This window comes from Pseudonocardia sp. HH130630-07, from assembly GCF_001698125.1.
Classification (GTDB): Bacteria; Actinomycetota; Actinomycetes; order Mycobacteriales; family Pseudonocardiaceae; genus Pseudonocardia.
Genome location: NZ_CP013854.1, coordinates 216,786 through 230,962 on the forward strand (window position 1 = coordinate 216,786; position 14,177 = coordinate 230,962).

Consider the following 14,177-nt stretch of genomic DNA (forward strand, 5'->3'; position numbering starts at 1 on the left):
GACTCCCTCACCCGTTGCGGTGGGCGGTGGACGCCGGACGGCTGGGCGGCGCGACTCCCGCCCCGGCCGGGCCGCCGGGGCCACTGTGCGCGACCGGCGGCCGCCCACCTGCGACGGCCGCGCCCGCCGTCGTCACGGAGCGTGACTCATTCGAAACGCGCCGGATCACCGGCGCCCACCCGGACGATCTCCGGCTCGGCGCCGGACAGGTCCACGACCGTGGTGGGTTCGGTGCCGCAGTCGCCGGAGTCGATCACGGCGTCGACCTGGTTCTCCAGCTCCTCCTTGATCTCCCAACCCTGCGTCATCGGCTCCTCGTGGTCGGGCAGCAGCAGGGTCGAGGACAGCAACGGCTCCCCCAGGTTCGCCAGCAGCGCCTGGGTGGTGGCGTGCTCCGGGATCCGGACACCCACCGTCTTCTTCTTCGGGTGCAGGAGCCGCCGCGGCACCTCCATCGTCGCGGGGAGGATGAAGGTGTAGCTGCCGGGCGTGGACGCCTTGACCGCGCGGAACACGGAGTTGGAGATCTGCACGAACTGCCCGAGCTGGGCGAAGTCGGCACAGACGAGGGTGAAGTGGTGCTTGTCGTCGAGCCTGCGGATCCGGCGGATGCGGTCCAGCCCCTCCCGGTTCCCCAGCGAGCAGCCGAGTGCGAAGCAGGAGTCCGTCGGGTAGGCGATCAGCCCGCCCTCCCGGACCAGGTCGGCGACCTGGCCGATGCTGCGCGGCTGCGGGTTCTCCGGGTGCACGTCGTAGTACCTCGCCATCCCCGCAGCCTGCCACGATGATCTTCGTGTGTCGCCCCGGTGCGGTGCGCCTCAGAACGGCGAGCCGTCGTGGGGACGGGGTTCGACCAGCACCAGCCAGTTCCCCAAGTCGTCCCGGAACACCGCCTCGATGCCGTACGGGCGTTCCGCGGGCGGCTGGGTGAACTCGACGCCACGTGCCGCGAGCCGGGAGTACTCGGCGCGGCAGTCGTCGGTGGTCAGTCCGAAACCACCCATCCGGCCCGCGGCGAGTGATCGGGTGACCGCATCGGCCATCTGGTCGTCCAGCGGCGGCCCGGGCTTCATCAGGGTCACCTGCAGCTCGGGCTGCGACGGGAGGGTGACGGTCACCCAGCGGTAGCCGTCCTCCATCGCGACGTCGGTGCCCTCGACGAACCCGAGGACGTCGCAGTAGAAGCTTTTCGCGGCGTCCTGGTCGGTGACGTACAGCGTGACCAGCGAGACGTGGGTGAGCATGCGCCGAACCTAGCGACGCCGCGGTCCGGCGGGCCTCTCCTCGATTGCGGTGTCCGGCAGGCCCCGCATGAACATCCAGCACCCGGGGACCCCGGCGCCCCGCGCGCGGTCCACCGGGCCCGATAGGTCGCGGGGCCGGTCCCGACGAGCAGCCGGAACCGCGAGCCGAACGATCCCGGCGAGGAGTACCCGACCAGCGTGCAGACCTCGGTCACGGTCAGGTCCGTCGCGCGCAGGAGGTCCTGGGCCCGCTCGATCCGGCGCCGGGTCAGGGTCGCGGCCGGGGTGCGGCCGTAGACCGCGGTGAAGCACCGCAGGAAGTGGTACTTCGACACCCCCGCGACGGCCGAGAGCCGGTCGAGGTCCAGTGGCTCCGCGTAGCAGCGGTCGATCTCGTCGTGCGCCCGCCGCAGGTGGGGCAGCAGGTCGAGCGGCACCGGGTGCACGGGGGTGGAGGCTACCGGCCCAGCGCCTCGCACACGACGCGCTCGGCCGGTGACCGCGGGTCGTCGAGGTCGAACGCGTGCTCCCGCGCCGGTTCCAGCGGCGGCTGGGCGATGATCCGCGGGCCGCGGGCTCCGGCACCCATCGGCTGCGCGCGGTGCACGACGAACGGGTGCACCAGGTAGACGTCACCGGCCCGGCCGGTCGCGGCGACCTCCGGGAGGTGCGCCGTGGCGGGCACCGCCCGCCGGCACAGCTCCGCCCAGTCCGCGCCGTCGTCGCCGTGCGGGGCGAGCAGCCGGGCGACCTCGTGGTGGGATCCCGGGCGGAGCAGGGTGGGCGCGTCGTCCGGGCCCACGTCGGTGTAGAGGACGAGCAGCAGCAGCGCCCGGCCGCGGGAGCGGACCGAGAGCCGCGGGCCGTCGTCCGGCCCGGCGAACGACGCCTCCACGTGCCAGCCGTCGTCGCCCGGGGCCCCGGTGTGCGGGAACCGGATCGGGAAGCTGCCCATCCCGATCCGCGGCCGCCAGCGGCCCGGGCCCACGAGTGCGTCGTAGGCCGCCCGCAGTGCGGGCGTTCCCGCCGAGTCGGTGAACTCGGGCTCGCTCATGGACTCCACACGGACCACGGGCCCGGTCCAGGTGGCGGGATCGTCCAGGTCGACGCCCCGGTACGCAGCCGGGCGGCGAGCAGGTCCCGGCAGCGGGCGGCCAGCTCCGGGGAGAAGGCGCCGGGCAGGTGGACGTAGCCGTCCCGGGCGAATCGTTCGGTCATCGCCGGCCATGGTGGGCCACCGGCGGGGACGACGACACCGGAATGACGCGAACCGGACGTCACCGGGGGTCACTGTGAAGCTAGGCTCACCTCACTCCCGGCGCCGACGGGAGCTCACCGAGAGGAGGCCACCGGTGCCCGTCCCCCGGATCGTGCTCCCCGCACTGGCCGTACTGCTGTGCCTGCTCACCGCCTGCGCCGGACCCGCCGCACCGGCGGACGAGGCCACGACCCGGCCGGTCCCGCACGCCCGGGGCACCGCCGAGGTGCCCGCGGCCCCGCAGCGGATCGTCGTGCTGGAACCGGTCCAGCTGGACACCGCGGTCGCGCTCGGCGCGATCCCGGTCGGGACCGCCGTGCTGTCCGAGTCCACCGGGGTGCCCGCCTACCTGGGCGAGGCCGCCGCAGCGGTGCCGACGGTCGGCACCGTCGCCGCACCCGACCTGGAGCGGATCGCGGCCCTGCAGCCCGACCTCGTGCTCGGCACCGAGTCCCGGCACGCCCAGCTCTACGACCAGCTCGCCGCGATCGCCCCGACCGCCTTCATGGCCTCGCAGGCCGATCCGTGGCAGGACAACGTCCGCTTCGTCGGCCGGACCGTCGGGCGCGAGGCCGAGACCGACCAGCTGCTGCGGGACTACACCGACCGGTGCGCCGAGGTCGCCGGCGCGCACGGCACGGAAGGCCGCACCGCGCAGCTGATCCGGCCCCGGGACGGGCAGCTCACCCTGTACGGCCCCACCTCGTTCGCCGGCGCGACGCTGGAGTGCGCGGGGTTCACCATCCCGCCGCGGGACTGGGAGGGCTCGATCTCGGTCGATCTCTCGCCCGAGCTGGTCCTGCAGGCGCGGGCGGACGAGGTGCTGGTGACCGCGGTGGACCCGGCCGCTCCGGATGCGGTCCCGCCGTCGGTCACCGCCGTGCGGGACGAGGCGTTCCCGCGCCTGCACGTGGTCGACCAGTCGTACTGGATCACCGGGGTCGGTCCGCTCGGCGGCCGCCGGGTGCTCGACGACATCGACCGCATTCTCGGCGGCTGACGCACCGCTCACCCCGGCTCGACGATCAGCGTCATGGTCAGCGAGTGGCCGACGCCGAGCCCCGGCCCGGCGGCGCGCTCCAGGTCGAGCAGCGCGTGCGCGAGCCGGGCACCGTCGGCGTCGTCGAGGCCGCGGGCTCCCGCCCAGGGCCGCAGCACCGCATTCCACCGGTCCGCGAAGCCGGCCAGCCAGGTCAGGACCTCGGCGGGCGCGCCCGAGGTCGCGGGGACGAAGGCCAGGTCGTCCGGGCACACCCGGTGCGGGGCGCGGACGAGGTCGTTCACCAGCGTGCGGAACCGGGGCACCTCCGGGTGGAAGGACCCGGTGGCGGTGTGCCTGCCGACCAGCACCGAGCGGTCGACGGCGGTCCGGGACACGACTCGTGCACCGGTACCCGGCAGCGCCGCGTCCACGCAGGCGTCCAGCCGGTCGCGGCCGTAGAACGTCATCGGCTCGGAGATGGTCGCGCCACCCCCGGCGAAGAAGCTCATCGCGTAGTCCCAGCGCTCAGCGTGCCAGCGGGGCCGCCACTCCACGGAGTAGCGGCCGAGCACGTCGACGACGACGGCCGCCCGCCGCCCACGGCCCGCGACGGCGGCGAGCACCGACCGCAGCGCACCGACGAACTCGGTGCGGGTCAGGTGCGAGTAGGGGACCCCGCAGGACAGGTAGAGGTCGAACGGCCCGTCCGGCAGCGCACCGCGCACGTCGCCGAGCACGAACGTGGCGGAGTCGGAGTCGATCGTCCGGCGGGCGGTGCGCACCATCTCCGGGTCGACGTCGAGACCGACGTAGCGGAGCCGGGCCGGATCGACGAGCCCCGGCGCGTCCGCGGCCGGGGCGGTGAGCAGGTTCCACCCGTCCGCCGTCCCGGCCCCGACGTCGAGCACCCGGACCGGATCGTCCGGGCCACGGCCGACGGCCGCGAGCGCCGCGGCGATGACCCGCCGGGTGACCGGCTCCTCCGACAGGATCTTGACCGGATCACGCCGGGCCGGTGAGAGGTAGTGCGCGCTGGCTCCCCGGTAGGAGGGGGCAGCTGCCTGGTCGGGTCGGCTCACCCGTTCTTACTACTCCGCGGCCGGCCCGGATCGGGCCCGTTGCGGTCCGATGTGGCCGGACTCGCCGCCGCGGTGGTTCGGACTCACCGCGGGCGGCCGGGGTCGGGCCGGCCGCCCGCGGGAGGTTCGTGGGGACGCTCGCCGCTCAGGCGAGGTCGTCCAGCTCGCCACCCTTGATCGACGACAGGAAGGCCGCCATACCGGAGGCGGGGAAGGCGAGGATCGTGCCGTGCGGGTCGCGGGAGTTGCGGACCGCGACATCGCCGTCGGCCACCGCGAGTTCCACGCAGTTGCCCTGGTAGCCGCTCCGGACGCTCTTGCGCCACGCCAGCGCGTCGATCGACGCGGGGCCGGACAGATGCATCTGATCCATGCGAACGTTCACCTCATCTGCACGTGCATTTTCCTGTGCGACGAAGTTAGCGCGTTCGCGAGACTGCGTCGCGGCGAGGACGTCCGCGAGCGCCCGGCGGTCGTCGTACCGCGCCCGGTTGCGCACTACCGGCCTTCAGCGGTCGAGCGAGCCCGGCCGGGCGGACGACGTCACGGCGGTCCGGCACCGACCGACCACTCGTCGCGGAGATCCGTCCGCCGGAGCCGGTGACGTCCGGACGACGCAGCCCGGTGGGCCGTTCAGCGGTCGGCGATCGCCCCGGAGATGGCCTGCTTGGTCCGGTCGGGCGAGAGCGCGTCGACCGTCAGGCGGTCCATCGCCCGCCCGTAGCGCTCCACGTCGGCCCGCTTGTCCAGGTAGGACGACCCGGTCATCTCCTCCAGGTAGACCAGGTCGGGCAGCTCGGGCTCGGCGAAACGGAGCATCGAGAACGCGTGCTCGGCGCCGTACCCCGACAGCTCCCACGGGAGCAGCTGCACGATCACGTTCGGCAGCGCCGACAGCTCCAGCAGGTACTGCAGCTGGGCCTTGTGCACCGCGCGCCCGCCGACCGGCCGGTGCAGCAGCGACTCGTCGAGCACGGCCCACAGGGTGGGGGCGTCCTTGCGGTGCAGGACGCGCTGGCGCCGCATCCGCACCTCGAGCCGCTTCTCGACGTCGGCCCGCTCGGTCGGCGGGAGGTCGGCGTGCCCGCCGCTGACCACGGCCCGGGCGTAGGCCTCGGTCTGCAGCAGCCCCGGCACGAACAGCAGCTCGTAGCTGGAGATCCGGGACGCCGAGCTCTCCAGGCCGACGAAGTCCTCGAACCAGCCGGGGACGACGTCGTTGTACCGGGCCCACCAGCCGCTCTCGTTGCTCTCGTCGGTCATCGAGAGCACGTTGTCGCGTTCCGGGCCCGGGCCGACGCCGTAGAGGGTCAGCAGGTCGGAGACGTCGCGCTTCTTGAAACCGACCTTGCCGGACTCGAGCCGGCTCATCTTCGAGTCCGAGCCGCGGATCTCGTACGCGGCGTCGGTGCGCTTGATCCCGGCCCGCTCGCGCAGCTTCCGCAGGTGGGAGCCCAGCACGATGCGCCGCGCGGTCGGACCGCGGTCACCCGAGGTCGACTCGGGGTTGTTCGGGCTCGGGACCACCGGGGCGGGCTCCTGCAGGTCGGTACGGCTCGGTCCGGCGGATCCGGTCCGGGGGCGGTTCGGGGAGCCCGCCGGACGCGGTACGTGGTGCCGGTCGGCGTTCCACATTACACATCGAACGCGTCCTGACCAGCCCCCTCGGACACGCTGGAGATCATTCCCATCACCGGCCGTGTCCGGCGGACGGGTCCGCTACGGTGACGTGCGCAGTGATCGACGCCACCGTCGATGGCTCGGCACCGACCCCGCGACCACTCCAGTGAGGACCCGCCGATGTCCCAGCCGTCCGAGGGAACCACCCCCGCCTACATCGACACCTCGAAGGCCAGCATCGCCCGGGTGTACGACTACGCGCTCGGCGGCAAGGACAACTACGCCGTCGACCGCGAGACGATCGAGCGGGTCCGCAAGATCGCGCCGGAGGTCAACGAGCTGGCCGTCGACAACCGCGCGTTCCTCATCCGGGCGGCGCGGTTCCTCTCCACCCAGACCTCGATCACCCAGTTCCTCGACTGCGGCTCGGGGCTCCCCACCGCGGAGAACACCCACCAGGTCGTGCAGCGGCTGCAGCCCGAGTCCCGCGTCGTCTACGTGGACAACGACCCCACGGTCATCGCGCACGGACGGGCACTGCTGGAGGAGAACGAGTTCACCCGGTTCACCGCGGCCGACATCCGCCGGCCCGACGAGGTGCTCGACGACCCGGTGGTGCAGGACTTCCTCGACCTCGACCGGCCGGTCGCGCTGTTCCAGATCGGGACCATCCACCACTTCGACGACTCCGACCGCCCGCAGGAGGTCATGCAGCGCTACGTCGAGCGGCTGCCGGTCGGCTCGGTCTTCGCGGTCGCGCACTTCTTCGACCCGGAGAACGAGGACAGCGACCTGGCCCGCCGGATGGAGCAGATCTTCGTGCACAGCCCGATGGGCAGCGGCCGGTTCCGGACGCGGTCGGAGATCGAGGGCCTGTTCCCCGGCCTGGAGATGATCAATCCCGGCATCGTCCCCTGCTACCAGTGGTGGCCGGACGGCCCGCAGCTGCGCACCGAGGACCCGGTCCAGCGCTGCATCGTGGCCGGGATCGGCATCAAGAGGTAACTCGCGCGCGCCCCGCAGAGGCCCACGACGGCACCCCGCCGTCGTGGGCCTCTCTCGTGCGCGGGTTGCGCCGGCGCGGACCGCGGGCGCATACTCCTCTTAATTCAACGCCGGTTGAAAAAGAGGTGATCGGGATGGAGCGCACGACGTGCTGCGTGGTCGGGGGCGGGCCGGCCGGGATGATGCTCGGGCTGCTGCTGGCCCGCGCCGGGGTCGAGGTGACCGTGCTGGAGAAGCACGGCGACTTCCTGCGGGACTTCCGCGGCGACACCGTGCACCCGTCCACCCTCGACCTGCTCGACGCGCTGGGCCTCGGCGAGCGCTTCGCCGCGCTGCCGCAGAGCCGGGTCACCGAGGTCCTGCTCCCCGACGGCGCGGGCGGGTCCCGCCGGGTCGGGAACTTCGACCTGCTGGGCCGGGTCGGTGTGCGGCACCCCTACGTCGCGCTCGTCCCCCAGTGGGACCTGCTGGACCTGCTCGCCGACGCCGGGCGCGCCGAGCCGACCTTCCGGCTGCGGATGGACACCCGGGCGACCTCGGTCGTCCGGGAGCACGGCCGGGTGGTCGGCGTGCGCTACCGCACGACGACCGGTGCCGGGGAGCACGTCGACGGCGAGATCCGGGCCGACCTCACGGTCGCCTGCGACGGCCGGCACTCCGTGCTGCGCGACGGGTCGGGGCTGCCCGCGACCGAGTACCCGGTGCCGTTCGACACCTGGTGGTTCCGGCTCCCCCGGCACGCCGACGAGACCCGGGCCGCGCTGGTCCCCCGGATCGGGACGGGCCGGTTCGCCGTCGTCATCCCGCGCGAGGGGTACTACCAGATCGGCTATCTGGCCCCCAAGGGCCGCGACGACCGGCTGCGGGCCGACGGGATCGCGGCGTTCCGGGCGGACGTCGCCGAGCTGATCCCCGAGTTCGCCGACCGCGTCGACGAGCTGGCCTCGATGGACGAGGTGAAGCACCTCGACGTCCGGCTGAACCGGCTGCACCGCTGGCACGTCGACGGCATGCTCTGCATCGGCGACGCCGCCCACGCGATGTCCCCGATCGGCGGGGTGGGGATCAACCTGGCGATCCAGGACGCCGTCGCCACCGCCACCCTGCTGGCCGCCCCGCTGCAGCGCGGCGGCGCCGGCCCGCGCGAGCTCGCCCGGGTCCGCGGCCGGCGCCGGGTGCCGACGATGCTGGTCCAGGGACTGCAGCGGCTCATGCACGCCGCCGTCGCGGGCCCGGCGCTGGCCGGTGACCCCAGCGGCCCGCCGGAGGCACTGCTGCGGGCCGTGCAGCGCCTGCCGTGGCTGCAGATCGTGCCGGCCTACCTGGTCGGGGTCGGGTTCCGCCCGGAGCGGGCGCCGGCCTTCGCCCGCCGCGACGCCGTCCCGAGCGACGCCTGATCCCCCGCGACGGACCGATCGGGCACTACGCTGCGGCCGTGCTGTCGCTGGACGCCCTGGACGTCGACCTGCTGGCCGCGCTGCGGGAACGGCCGCGGGCCGGGGCACTGGAGCTGTCCCGGGTGCTGACCGTCGCCCGCGGCACCGTCCAGGCCCGGCTGGACCGGATGGAGCGGGCCGGGGTGATCACCGGCTACGGCCCGGACGTCGACCTCCCGGCGGCCGGGTACGGGGTGCAGGCGTTCGTGACGCTGGAGATCGCCCAGGGCGAGCTGGCCGACGTCGCGGAGGCGCTGGCCGCGCTGCCGTCGGTCACCGAGGCGTACGCGACGACCGGCTCGTCGGACGTGATGTGCCGGCTGGCCGCGTCGTCGCACGAGGACCTGCAGGACACCCTGCTCGCGCTGGGCCGGTCACCGCTGGTGGCCCGGTCGACCAGCGTCGTCGTGCTGTCCACCCTGGTCGCGCCGCGGTGGCGGCCGCTGCTGGAGAGCCGGCACCGGGAGGCCCCGAGCCGGGCACCGGCCTACCGCTCCTGAGTCAGGCCAGGTGGTGCGCCGACCGGTGTGCGCCGAGCACGTCGAGACCGAAGTCGGCCGACGGGTCCCGCCACACCGAGTGGGCGTGGTTGGCGTCGCGCTGGGTGTTGTCCCACTCGAGGAGCAACCGCGGGCCCTGCAGCCGGTAGTAGCTCGGGGCGCCGTCGACGAGCGAGCCGGCCCAGGCCAGGTGCACGGCGTCGAGTGCCGCGGGATCGTCGTAGCGGGTGATCGGGGAGAGCGCGTCGGGCACCCGGCACAGGTAGGTCCGCACCAGCGCCCGCAGCAGCTCGCGTCCCTCGGCGTCGAGTTCGGCGGCGGGGACGCCCTTCGGCTCCCGACGCAGCCGCACCCGTTCGCGCTCGGCCGCGGTGAAGGACGCGCGCTCCTCGATGCCGTCGCTCGCCCGCTGCAGCGCGGTCTGCTCGGACTCCGCGGCGAACCGGTCGCGCCAGATGCCGGCGAGCGGGATCCAGTCGTCTCCGTCGGCCGGGTCGGTGCGGTTCGCCGTGAGGAGGTCCGGCGGGGCCTTGTCCAGCAGGACGGCCCGCTCCCGCAGCTCGCCCGGCAGCGACCGGACGAGGTCGCGGGCGAGGTCCTCGACCGGGCCGAGCGGGCGCAGCGCCGCGCCGCCCAGCAGCTCCGAGGTGGCCGGGTCGGCGCCGAGGAAGCACGGGGTGCAGGCGACGACCTCGCCGTCGGCCACCAGCATGTTGACCGAGACGTGGTGACCGCCGAACCGCCACGCCCAGGTCCCGGTGTCCCCCGGCGTCCCGAAGACCCGCAGGTAGTACATCTGCGGGTCGCGGCCCCGGGTGCGGTCGAACAGGGTCGTGAAGCCCTCGGTCCGGTCGAGGACGTTCTCCAGGCCCATCACGGTCGCGACCGTGACGTAGCCGGCGGGCGACAGGCCGGCCGCGAGCAGCTCCATCGCCTTCCGCTGCTGTGGCGGGAGCTGCTCGTGGAAGGTCAGCCCGCCGTGGTCGGTGGGGGTGTAGAACCATCGGCGGCGCTCGGCGTCGAGCGTGTCGTCACCGGTCGGGGCGGTGCCGGTGGCCCGGTCCCGCTGCCCGGTGTCGAGCGCGTCCAGCCACGCCCGCGCCGCTCCCGCCATGGCCGCGGCCGTCTCCCGGGTGCTCATCGCTCGTCCGTCCGGTGGTCCTGCGCGAGGTGCTCGCCGAGCACGTCCAGGCCGAGGTCGGACTCCGGGTCCCGCCACACCGAGTGCGCGTGGTCGGCGCCGCCCTGCGTGTTGTCCCACTCCAGCAACAGCCGAGGTCCCTGCAGCCGGTAGTAGTGCGGCCGGCCGGGCTCGGTCGAGCCGGCCCAGGCCAGGTGCACCTCGTCCAGGGCCGCGTCGTCCTCGTACCGGGCGGACGGGGCGATGCCGACCGGGGCGCGGTCGAGGTAGGCCGACAGCAGCCGGCGCAGCAGGTCGCGGGCCCGGTCGTCGAACGCGCTGGCCGGGACGCCGCTGGGGGACGCGGCCAGCGCCACGTCCTCGGTCCCGGCGACCGGCTCCGCGCCGGGGGCCGGGTCCCGGCGGATCGCCGACGGCGGCAGCGGCCGGTCCCCCGGCGTGACCACCGGCCGGTTGGCGGTGACCAGGTCGGGTGGGGCGGTCTCGCTCAGCGTGGCCGCCTCCAGGATCTCCGCCGGCATCCCGCGGACGATCTCCCCGGCCAGGTCCTCGGCCGCACCGAGGGGGCGCAGCACACCGCCGCCGAGCAACGGGGTGGACGCCGGGTTCGCGCCGAGGAAGCACGGCGTGGTCGCGACCACCCGCCCGTCGACGACCAGGTTGTTGAGCGACACGTGGTGCCCGCCGAAGCGCCAGCCCCACGCACCCGTCGGGCCGGGGTCGCCGAAGACCCGCAGGTAGTACATCCCCGGGTCGCGGAACCGGTTCCGGGCCGGCCGCACCGGCCAGCCCTGGGCCCGGTCCAGCACGTTCTCCAGGCCCATGATCGTCGCGACGGTGGCGTACCCGGCCGCGGACAGCCCGGTCGAGACGAGCTGCATCGCACGTTGCTGCTGGACCTGGTCCTGGTCGAACAGCGTCAGTCCGCCGTGGTCGGTGGGGGTGTAGAACCAGCGCCGCCGCTCGGTGTCCTGCGCGCCCGGTCCGGGGGCGGCACCGGTCCCGGCCGCCCGGGCGGGCCGGTCGAGGGTGTCGAGCCAGGCGTGCGCCGCCGCCTGCATCGCGGTGCCGGTGTCGGTCGGGTCGGGGGTGGTCACGTCCGGCCACGGTAGTCCGGCCGGGCCATGATCACCGGCGTCGATCTCAGTCGCCCGCGTCGCGGACCAGCAACGCGATCTGCACCCGGTTGTCCAGCCCCAGCTCCCGCAGCAGCTTCGAGACGTAGGACTTCACCGTCGCGACCGACATGTGCAGTTCCTCGGCGATGTCGGCGTTGGACCCGCCGCGGGCGACCGCCTCCGCCACGTCGCGCTCGCGCTCCGCCAGCCGCTCCAGCCGGGACCGGGCGGCCCGGCGCCGGTCGACCGGGCCGGCGCCGCCCTTGACGATCCCGATCAGCCGCCGGGTGATCGCCGGGGAGAGCACGGCGTCCCCGTCCGCGGCGGCCCGGACGGCCTCGACGATGCCCTCCGGCGCGGCGTCCTTCAGCAGGAACCCGCCGGCACCGGCCCGCAGCGCCCGCACGACGTGCTCGTCCGCGTCGAACGTGGTCAGGACGACGACGGTGGGCGCGTCCGGCTCCGCGGTCAGCCGCTGGGTCGCCGTCACGCCGTTGACCCGCCGCATCCGCAGGTCCATCAGCACGACGTGCGGGCGCGCCGCGCGCACGGCGTCGGGCACCTCGTCACCGTCGCCGGCGTCGCCGACCACCCGGATCCGCCGGCCCGGGCCGGAGCCGGTGCCGGTGAGCGCGTGCCCGTCGAGCATCACCCGCAGCCCGGCCCGGACCAGCGGGTCGTCGTCCACCAGCAGGACCCGGATGTCCGGTGGGTCGGCGGCCTCGTCGGTCATGTCAGCTCCTTGGTCCACGGCAGCACGGCCCGCAGCCGGTACCCGTCGGGCAGCGGGCCGTGCGCGAGCGTGCCGCCGGTCAGCGTCTCCACCCGCTCGCGCAGGCTCACCAGACCGGTCCCCGCGCCCTCCGGGGCCGGCCGGTCCCCGGTCCACCCGGAGCTGACCGTGACGGTCAGGTCGCGTCCGGGCCGCCCGTCGAGGACGACCTCCACCGGGGCGCCGGGCGCGTGCCGGGTCGCGTTGGTCAGTCCCTCGCGCACCACCCGGTAGGCGACCCCGGCGAGCGGCCGCCCCGGCGGAGACACGACCAGCAGTGCGGTCGAGCGCAGCGACACGTCCGCCCCGGCGGCCCGCGCCTCCCCGACCAGGTGCTCGACGCCGGCCAGGTCGTCCGGGTCGTCGGTGTCGTCCGGGGCGTCCGGGTCGGCCGCAGCGCCCGCCCCCGGGGTGTCGTGCAGCACCTGCACGATGGTCCGCAGGTCCTCCATCGCCCGGTGCGTGGTGTCGCGCAGCACCCGGGCGCTCTCCCGCACCGTCTCGGCGGACAGGTCGTCACGCAGCGCCAGCGCGCCGGCGTGCACCGAGAGCAGCGCCAGCCGGTGCCCGAGCCGGTCGTGCATCTCCCCGGCGATCCGGCGGCGCTCGGCCACCCTGGCCTGCTCGTCGCGCACCGCCCGGTCCGTCTCCGCCCGGGCCAGCCGCTCCCGGAGATCGGCGAGGACGGCCCGGCGGATGCCGGTGAGCAGGCCGGCGACCGCCGCGATGGCCAGGAAACCGGTGGCGCCGCCGAGCAGGACCGAGGCCGGCCGCAGGTCCGGAGCGGAGCCGAGGATGGTGTACGCGGCCGCGCCGACCGACAGCAGCAGCACGAGCACGGTCTCCCCGGCCCGGCGCCGGGTCGCGACGACGAACACCGCGACCAGCGGCAGGTAGGTGGCCAGCGGCGCGACGGTGCCCACCAGGATCGCGCCGACCGCGAAGGGCCACGGGTACCGGTAGCGCAGCGGGATGCAGGCGAGCGCGGCCACGCCGAGCAGCAGCAGCGCGATCCGGCCGGGATCGTCGACCCGGTGCGCCACCCCCGTCGTGAGACCGCCCGCTGCCACGAGGACCACGAGGACCACCGACATGACGGCGGGGCGGAACACGCGTCGACCATAGGGCAGCCACCGGAACGGGTGGGTCCGATGTCCGTCACGGACACCGGACCCACCCGCCGGGCCGGTGGTGGCGGTCAGGATCTCCCCATCCCCCGCCCGGGCGTGGACGCCCCCCACGGGTCCACCCCACCACACGACCGGCACCCCCCGGGGGCCGTCACGAGCTGCTCCCGGCGGCAGCCGTCGTCATCGCCGCCGAGGCGGCCTGGACCTCCCGGACGGCCGCGGCGACCGCCGGACCGGCCCAGTCGCCGTCGGCGACGATCCGGGCGCGGTCGCGCAGCTCGCGCCGCCTGCCGTCGAGCACCCGGTGCTCGGCGCGCACGGCGTGCAGCAGCGAGACCAGCCCGGCCACGTCCGGGTCGACCGCGTGGCCGTCGCGCAACGCGGCCGCCGCTCCGGCCCGCAGCGTGTCGCGCAGGCCGGTGTCGGGCCACCACCGGGCCGGGCGCAGGAGGCCGCGGGGCTCCCGCTCGACGTACCCGCCCGCGACGAGCGACTCCAGCACCGCCGACCGCAGTCCCGGGACCAGCCGGGTCACCCCCCGCCGGGCGCGGAACCAGCCGACCGGCAGCCGGGTCGCCCGGGCGGCCACGACGTCCACACCGGCGCCCGCGACCAGCCGCAGCCGGGGATGGCGGTAGCCGTCGGTCTCCAGCCATCCGCGGGCGGCGAGATCGAGCAGCACCGCCCCGGCGAACGCGCGCTCGGTGCGCTGGCGGTCGACGACGAACCGCCCGGTGCCCGGGTCGAGCAGCACCAGGGCGACCCGCTCCGGCAGCGTCACCCGCTCCGGCTGCGCGCCCCGATCGTCGTCCATGGACCCTCCCCCGCCGCCTGCGGGACCGAGCCTCGCCCACGACGCGGTGGGCGCACACCCGGCGAAGGTCGTCCGATG

17 protein-coding genes are annotated in these 14,177 nt (G+C 74.9%); 4 read left to right on the top strand and 13 right to left on the bottom strand.

The window, feature by feature from the left end:
- Nucleotides 1–146: 146 nt before the first annotated feature.
- Genes AFB00_RS01000 through AFB00_RS34450 form a run of 5 tightly spaced genes read right to left on the bottom strand, consistent with a single transcriptional unit; the run spans nucleotide 147 to nucleotide 2,462 of the window.
- Nucleotides 147–767 (bottom strand): L-threonylcarbamoyladenylate synthase, encoded by a 621-nt coding sequence (locus AFB00_RS01000; RefSeq protein ID WP_068795639.1) that lies wholly within the window; start codon nucleotides 765–767, stop codon nucleotides 147–149.
- Between the two features lie 51 nt (nucleotides 768–818).
- On the bottom strand, nucleotides 819–1,226 hold the full coding sequence (locus AFB00_RS01005) for a VOC family protein (protein WP_231974520.1): 408 nt from the start codon (nucleotides 1,224–1,226) through the stop codon (nucleotides 819–821).
- A complete protein-coding gene (locus tag AFB00_RS31195; protein ID WP_335726552.1) occupies nucleotides 1,115–1,723 on the bottom strand; it encodes an AraC family transcriptional regulator in 609 nt (202 codons plus the stop codon). Before AFB00_RS31195 ends, AFB00_RS01005 begins: the two co-directional genes overlap by 112 nt.
- Nucleotides 1,702–2,298 carry a phytanoyl-CoA dioxygenase family protein gene (locus AFB00_RS01010; RefSeq protein WP_231974145.1) on the bottom strand — a complete coding sequence of 199 codons (597 nt, stop codon included), beginning with the start codon at nucleotides 2,296–2,298 and terminating at the stop codon, nucleotides 1,702–1,704. The genes AFB00_RS31195 and AFB00_RS01010 overlap by 22 nt, the downstream gene beginning before the upstream one ends.
- Entirely contained in the window at nucleotides 2,295–2,462 is a 168-nt protein-coding gene (locus tag AFB00_RS34450) for a hypothetical protein (RefSeq protein ID WP_231974146.1), read from the bottom strand. The genes AFB00_RS01010 and AFB00_RS34450 overlap by 4 nt, the downstream gene beginning before the upstream one ends.
- A gap of 134 nt (nucleotides 2,463–2,596) precedes the next feature.
- On the opposite strand from AFB00_RS34450, the gene AFB00_RS01015 reads away from it, so the two are divergent.
- On the top strand, nucleotides 2,597–3,502 hold the full coding sequence (locus tag AFB00_RS01015) for an ABC transporter substrate-binding protein (RefSeq protein WP_068795641.1): 906 nt from the start codon (nucleotides 2,597–2,599) through the stop codon (nucleotides 3,500–3,502).
- A gap of 8 nt (nucleotides 3,503–3,510) precedes the next feature.
- Here the strand turns inward: AFB00_RS01015 and AFB00_RS01020 are convergent, their stop codons facing one another.
- The 3 genes from AFB00_RS01020 to AFB00_RS01030 form a co-directional block, all read right to left on the bottom strand.
- A complete protein-coding gene (locus AFB00_RS01020; RefSeq protein WP_068795642.1) occupies nucleotides 3,511–4,563 on the bottom strand; it encodes a class I SAM-dependent methyltransferase in 1,053 nt (350 codons plus the stop codon).
- 145 nt (nucleotides 4,564–4,708) lie between these two features.
- Nucleotides 4,709–4,936: a DUF397 domain-containing protein gene (locus AFB00_RS01025; protein WP_068795643.1), complete on the bottom strand. Its 228-nt coding sequence runs from the start codon at nucleotides 4,934–4,936 to the stop codon at nucleotides 4,709–4,711.
- 260 nt (nucleotides 4,937–5,196) lie between these two features.
- Entirely contained in the window at nucleotides 5,197–6,090 is an 894-nt protein-coding gene (locus AFB00_RS01030) for a helix-turn-helix domain-containing protein (RefSeq protein WP_068799889.1), read from the bottom strand.
- A gap of 273 nt (nucleotides 6,091–6,363) precedes the next feature.
- Here AFB00_RS01030 and AFB00_RS01035 point away from each other — a divergent pair, with 273 nt between their 5' ends.
- From AFB00_RS01035 to AFB00_RS01045, 3 genes are all read left to right on the top strand, one after another.
- Nucleotides 6,364–7,188, top strand: a complete 825-nt coding sequence (locus AFB00_RS01035; RefSeq protein WP_068795644.1) for an SAM-dependent methyltransferase — start codon at nucleotides 6,364–6,366, stop codon at nucleotides 7,186–7,188.
- A 134-nt stretch (nucleotides 7,189–7,322) separates the two neighbouring features.
- A complete protein-coding gene (locus AFB00_RS01040) occupies nucleotides 7,323–8,585 on the top strand; it encodes an FAD-dependent oxidoreductase (protein ID WP_068799890.1) in 1,263 nt (420 codons plus the stop codon).
- 38 nt (nucleotides 8,586–8,623) lie between these two features.
- Nucleotides 8,624–9,124 carry an Lrp/AsnC family transcriptional regulator gene (locus AFB00_RS01045; protein WP_156819320.1) on the top strand — a complete coding sequence of 167 codons (501 nt, stop codon included), beginning with the start codon at nucleotides 8,624–8,626 and terminating at the stop codon, nucleotides 9,122–9,124.
- A 1-nt stretch (nucleotide 9,125) separates the two neighbouring features.
- Here the strand turns inward: AFB00_RS01045 and AFB00_RS01050 are convergent, their stop codons facing one another.
- The 5 genes from AFB00_RS01050 to AFB00_RS33790 all read right to left on the bottom strand — a co-directional run bounded on the left by AFB00_RS01050 (nucleotide 9,126) and on the right by AFB00_RS33790 (nucleotide 14,099).
- Nucleotides 9,126–10,265, bottom strand: a complete 1,140-nt coding sequence (locus AFB00_RS01050; protein WP_068795645.1) for a DUF3500 domain-containing protein — start codon at nucleotides 10,263–10,265, stop codon at nucleotides 9,126–9,128.
- Nucleotides 10,262–11,362 carry a DUF3500 domain-containing protein gene (locus AFB00_RS01055; RefSeq protein ID WP_231974147.1) on the bottom strand — a complete coding sequence of 367 codons (1,101 nt, stop codon included), beginning with the start codon at nucleotides 11,360–11,362 and terminating at the stop codon, nucleotides 10,262–10,264. The genes AFB00_RS01050 and AFB00_RS01055 overlap by 4 nt, the downstream gene beginning before the upstream one ends.
- Before the next feature lie 46 nt (nucleotides 11,363–11,408).
- On the bottom strand, nucleotides 11,409–12,116 hold the full coding sequence (locus AFB00_RS01060; protein ID WP_068795646.1) for a response regulator: 708 nt from the start codon (nucleotides 12,114–12,116) through the stop codon (nucleotides 11,409–11,411).
- Nucleotides 12,113–13,267 carry a sensor histidine kinase gene (locus AFB00_RS01065; protein WP_083275163.1) on the bottom strand — a complete coding sequence of 385 codons (1,155 nt, stop codon included), beginning with the start codon at nucleotides 13,265–13,267 and terminating at the stop codon, nucleotides 12,113–12,115. The genes AFB00_RS01060 and AFB00_RS01065 overlap by 4 nt, the downstream gene beginning before the upstream one ends.
- 169 nt (nucleotides 13,268–13,436) lie before the next feature.
- On the bottom strand, nucleotides 13,437–14,099 hold the full coding sequence (locus AFB00_RS33790) for a GOLPH3/VPS74 family protein (protein ID WP_068795647.1): 663 nt from the start codon (nucleotides 14,097–14,099) through the stop codon (nucleotides 13,437–13,439).
- Nucleotides 14,100–14,177 lie beyond the last annotated feature (78 nt).

Coding starts and splice junctions, on each gene's coding strand:
- AFB00_RS01000 (WP_068795639.1), bottom strand. CDS start 767: ATGGCGAGGTACTACGACGTGCACCCGGAGAACCCGCAGCCGCGCAGC.
- AFB00_RS01010 (WP_231974145.1), bottom strand. CDS start 2,298: ATGAGCGAGCCCGAGTTCACCGACTCGGCGGGAACGCCCGCACTGCGG.
- AFB00_RS34450 (WP_231974146.1), bottom strand. CDS start 2,462: ATGACCGAACGATTCGCCCGGGACGGCTACGTCCACCTGCCCGGCGCC.
- AFB00_RS01025 (WP_068795643.1), bottom strand. CDS start 4,936: ATGGATCAGATGCATCTGTCCGGCCCCGCGTCGATCGACGCGCTGGCG.
- AFB00_RS01035 (WP_068795644.1), top strand. CDS start 6,364: ATGTCCCAGCCGTCCGAGGGAACCACCCCCGCCTACATCGACACCTCG.
- AFB00_RS01040 (WP_068799890.1), top strand. CDS start 7,323: ATGGAGCGCACGACGTGCTGCGTGGTCGGGGGCGGGCCGGCCGGGATG.
- AFB00_RS01050 (WP_068795645.1), bottom strand. CDS start 10,265: ATGAGCACCCGGGAGACGGCCGCGGCCATGGCGGGAGCGGCGCGGGCG.
- AFB00_RS01060 (WP_068795646.1), bottom strand. CDS start 12,116: ATGACCGACGAGGCCGCCGACCCACCGGACATCCGGGTCCTGCTGGTG.
- AFB00_RS33790 (WP_068795647.1), bottom strand. CDS start 14,099: ATGGACGACGATCGGGGCGCGCAGCCGGAGCGGGTGACGCTGCCGGAG.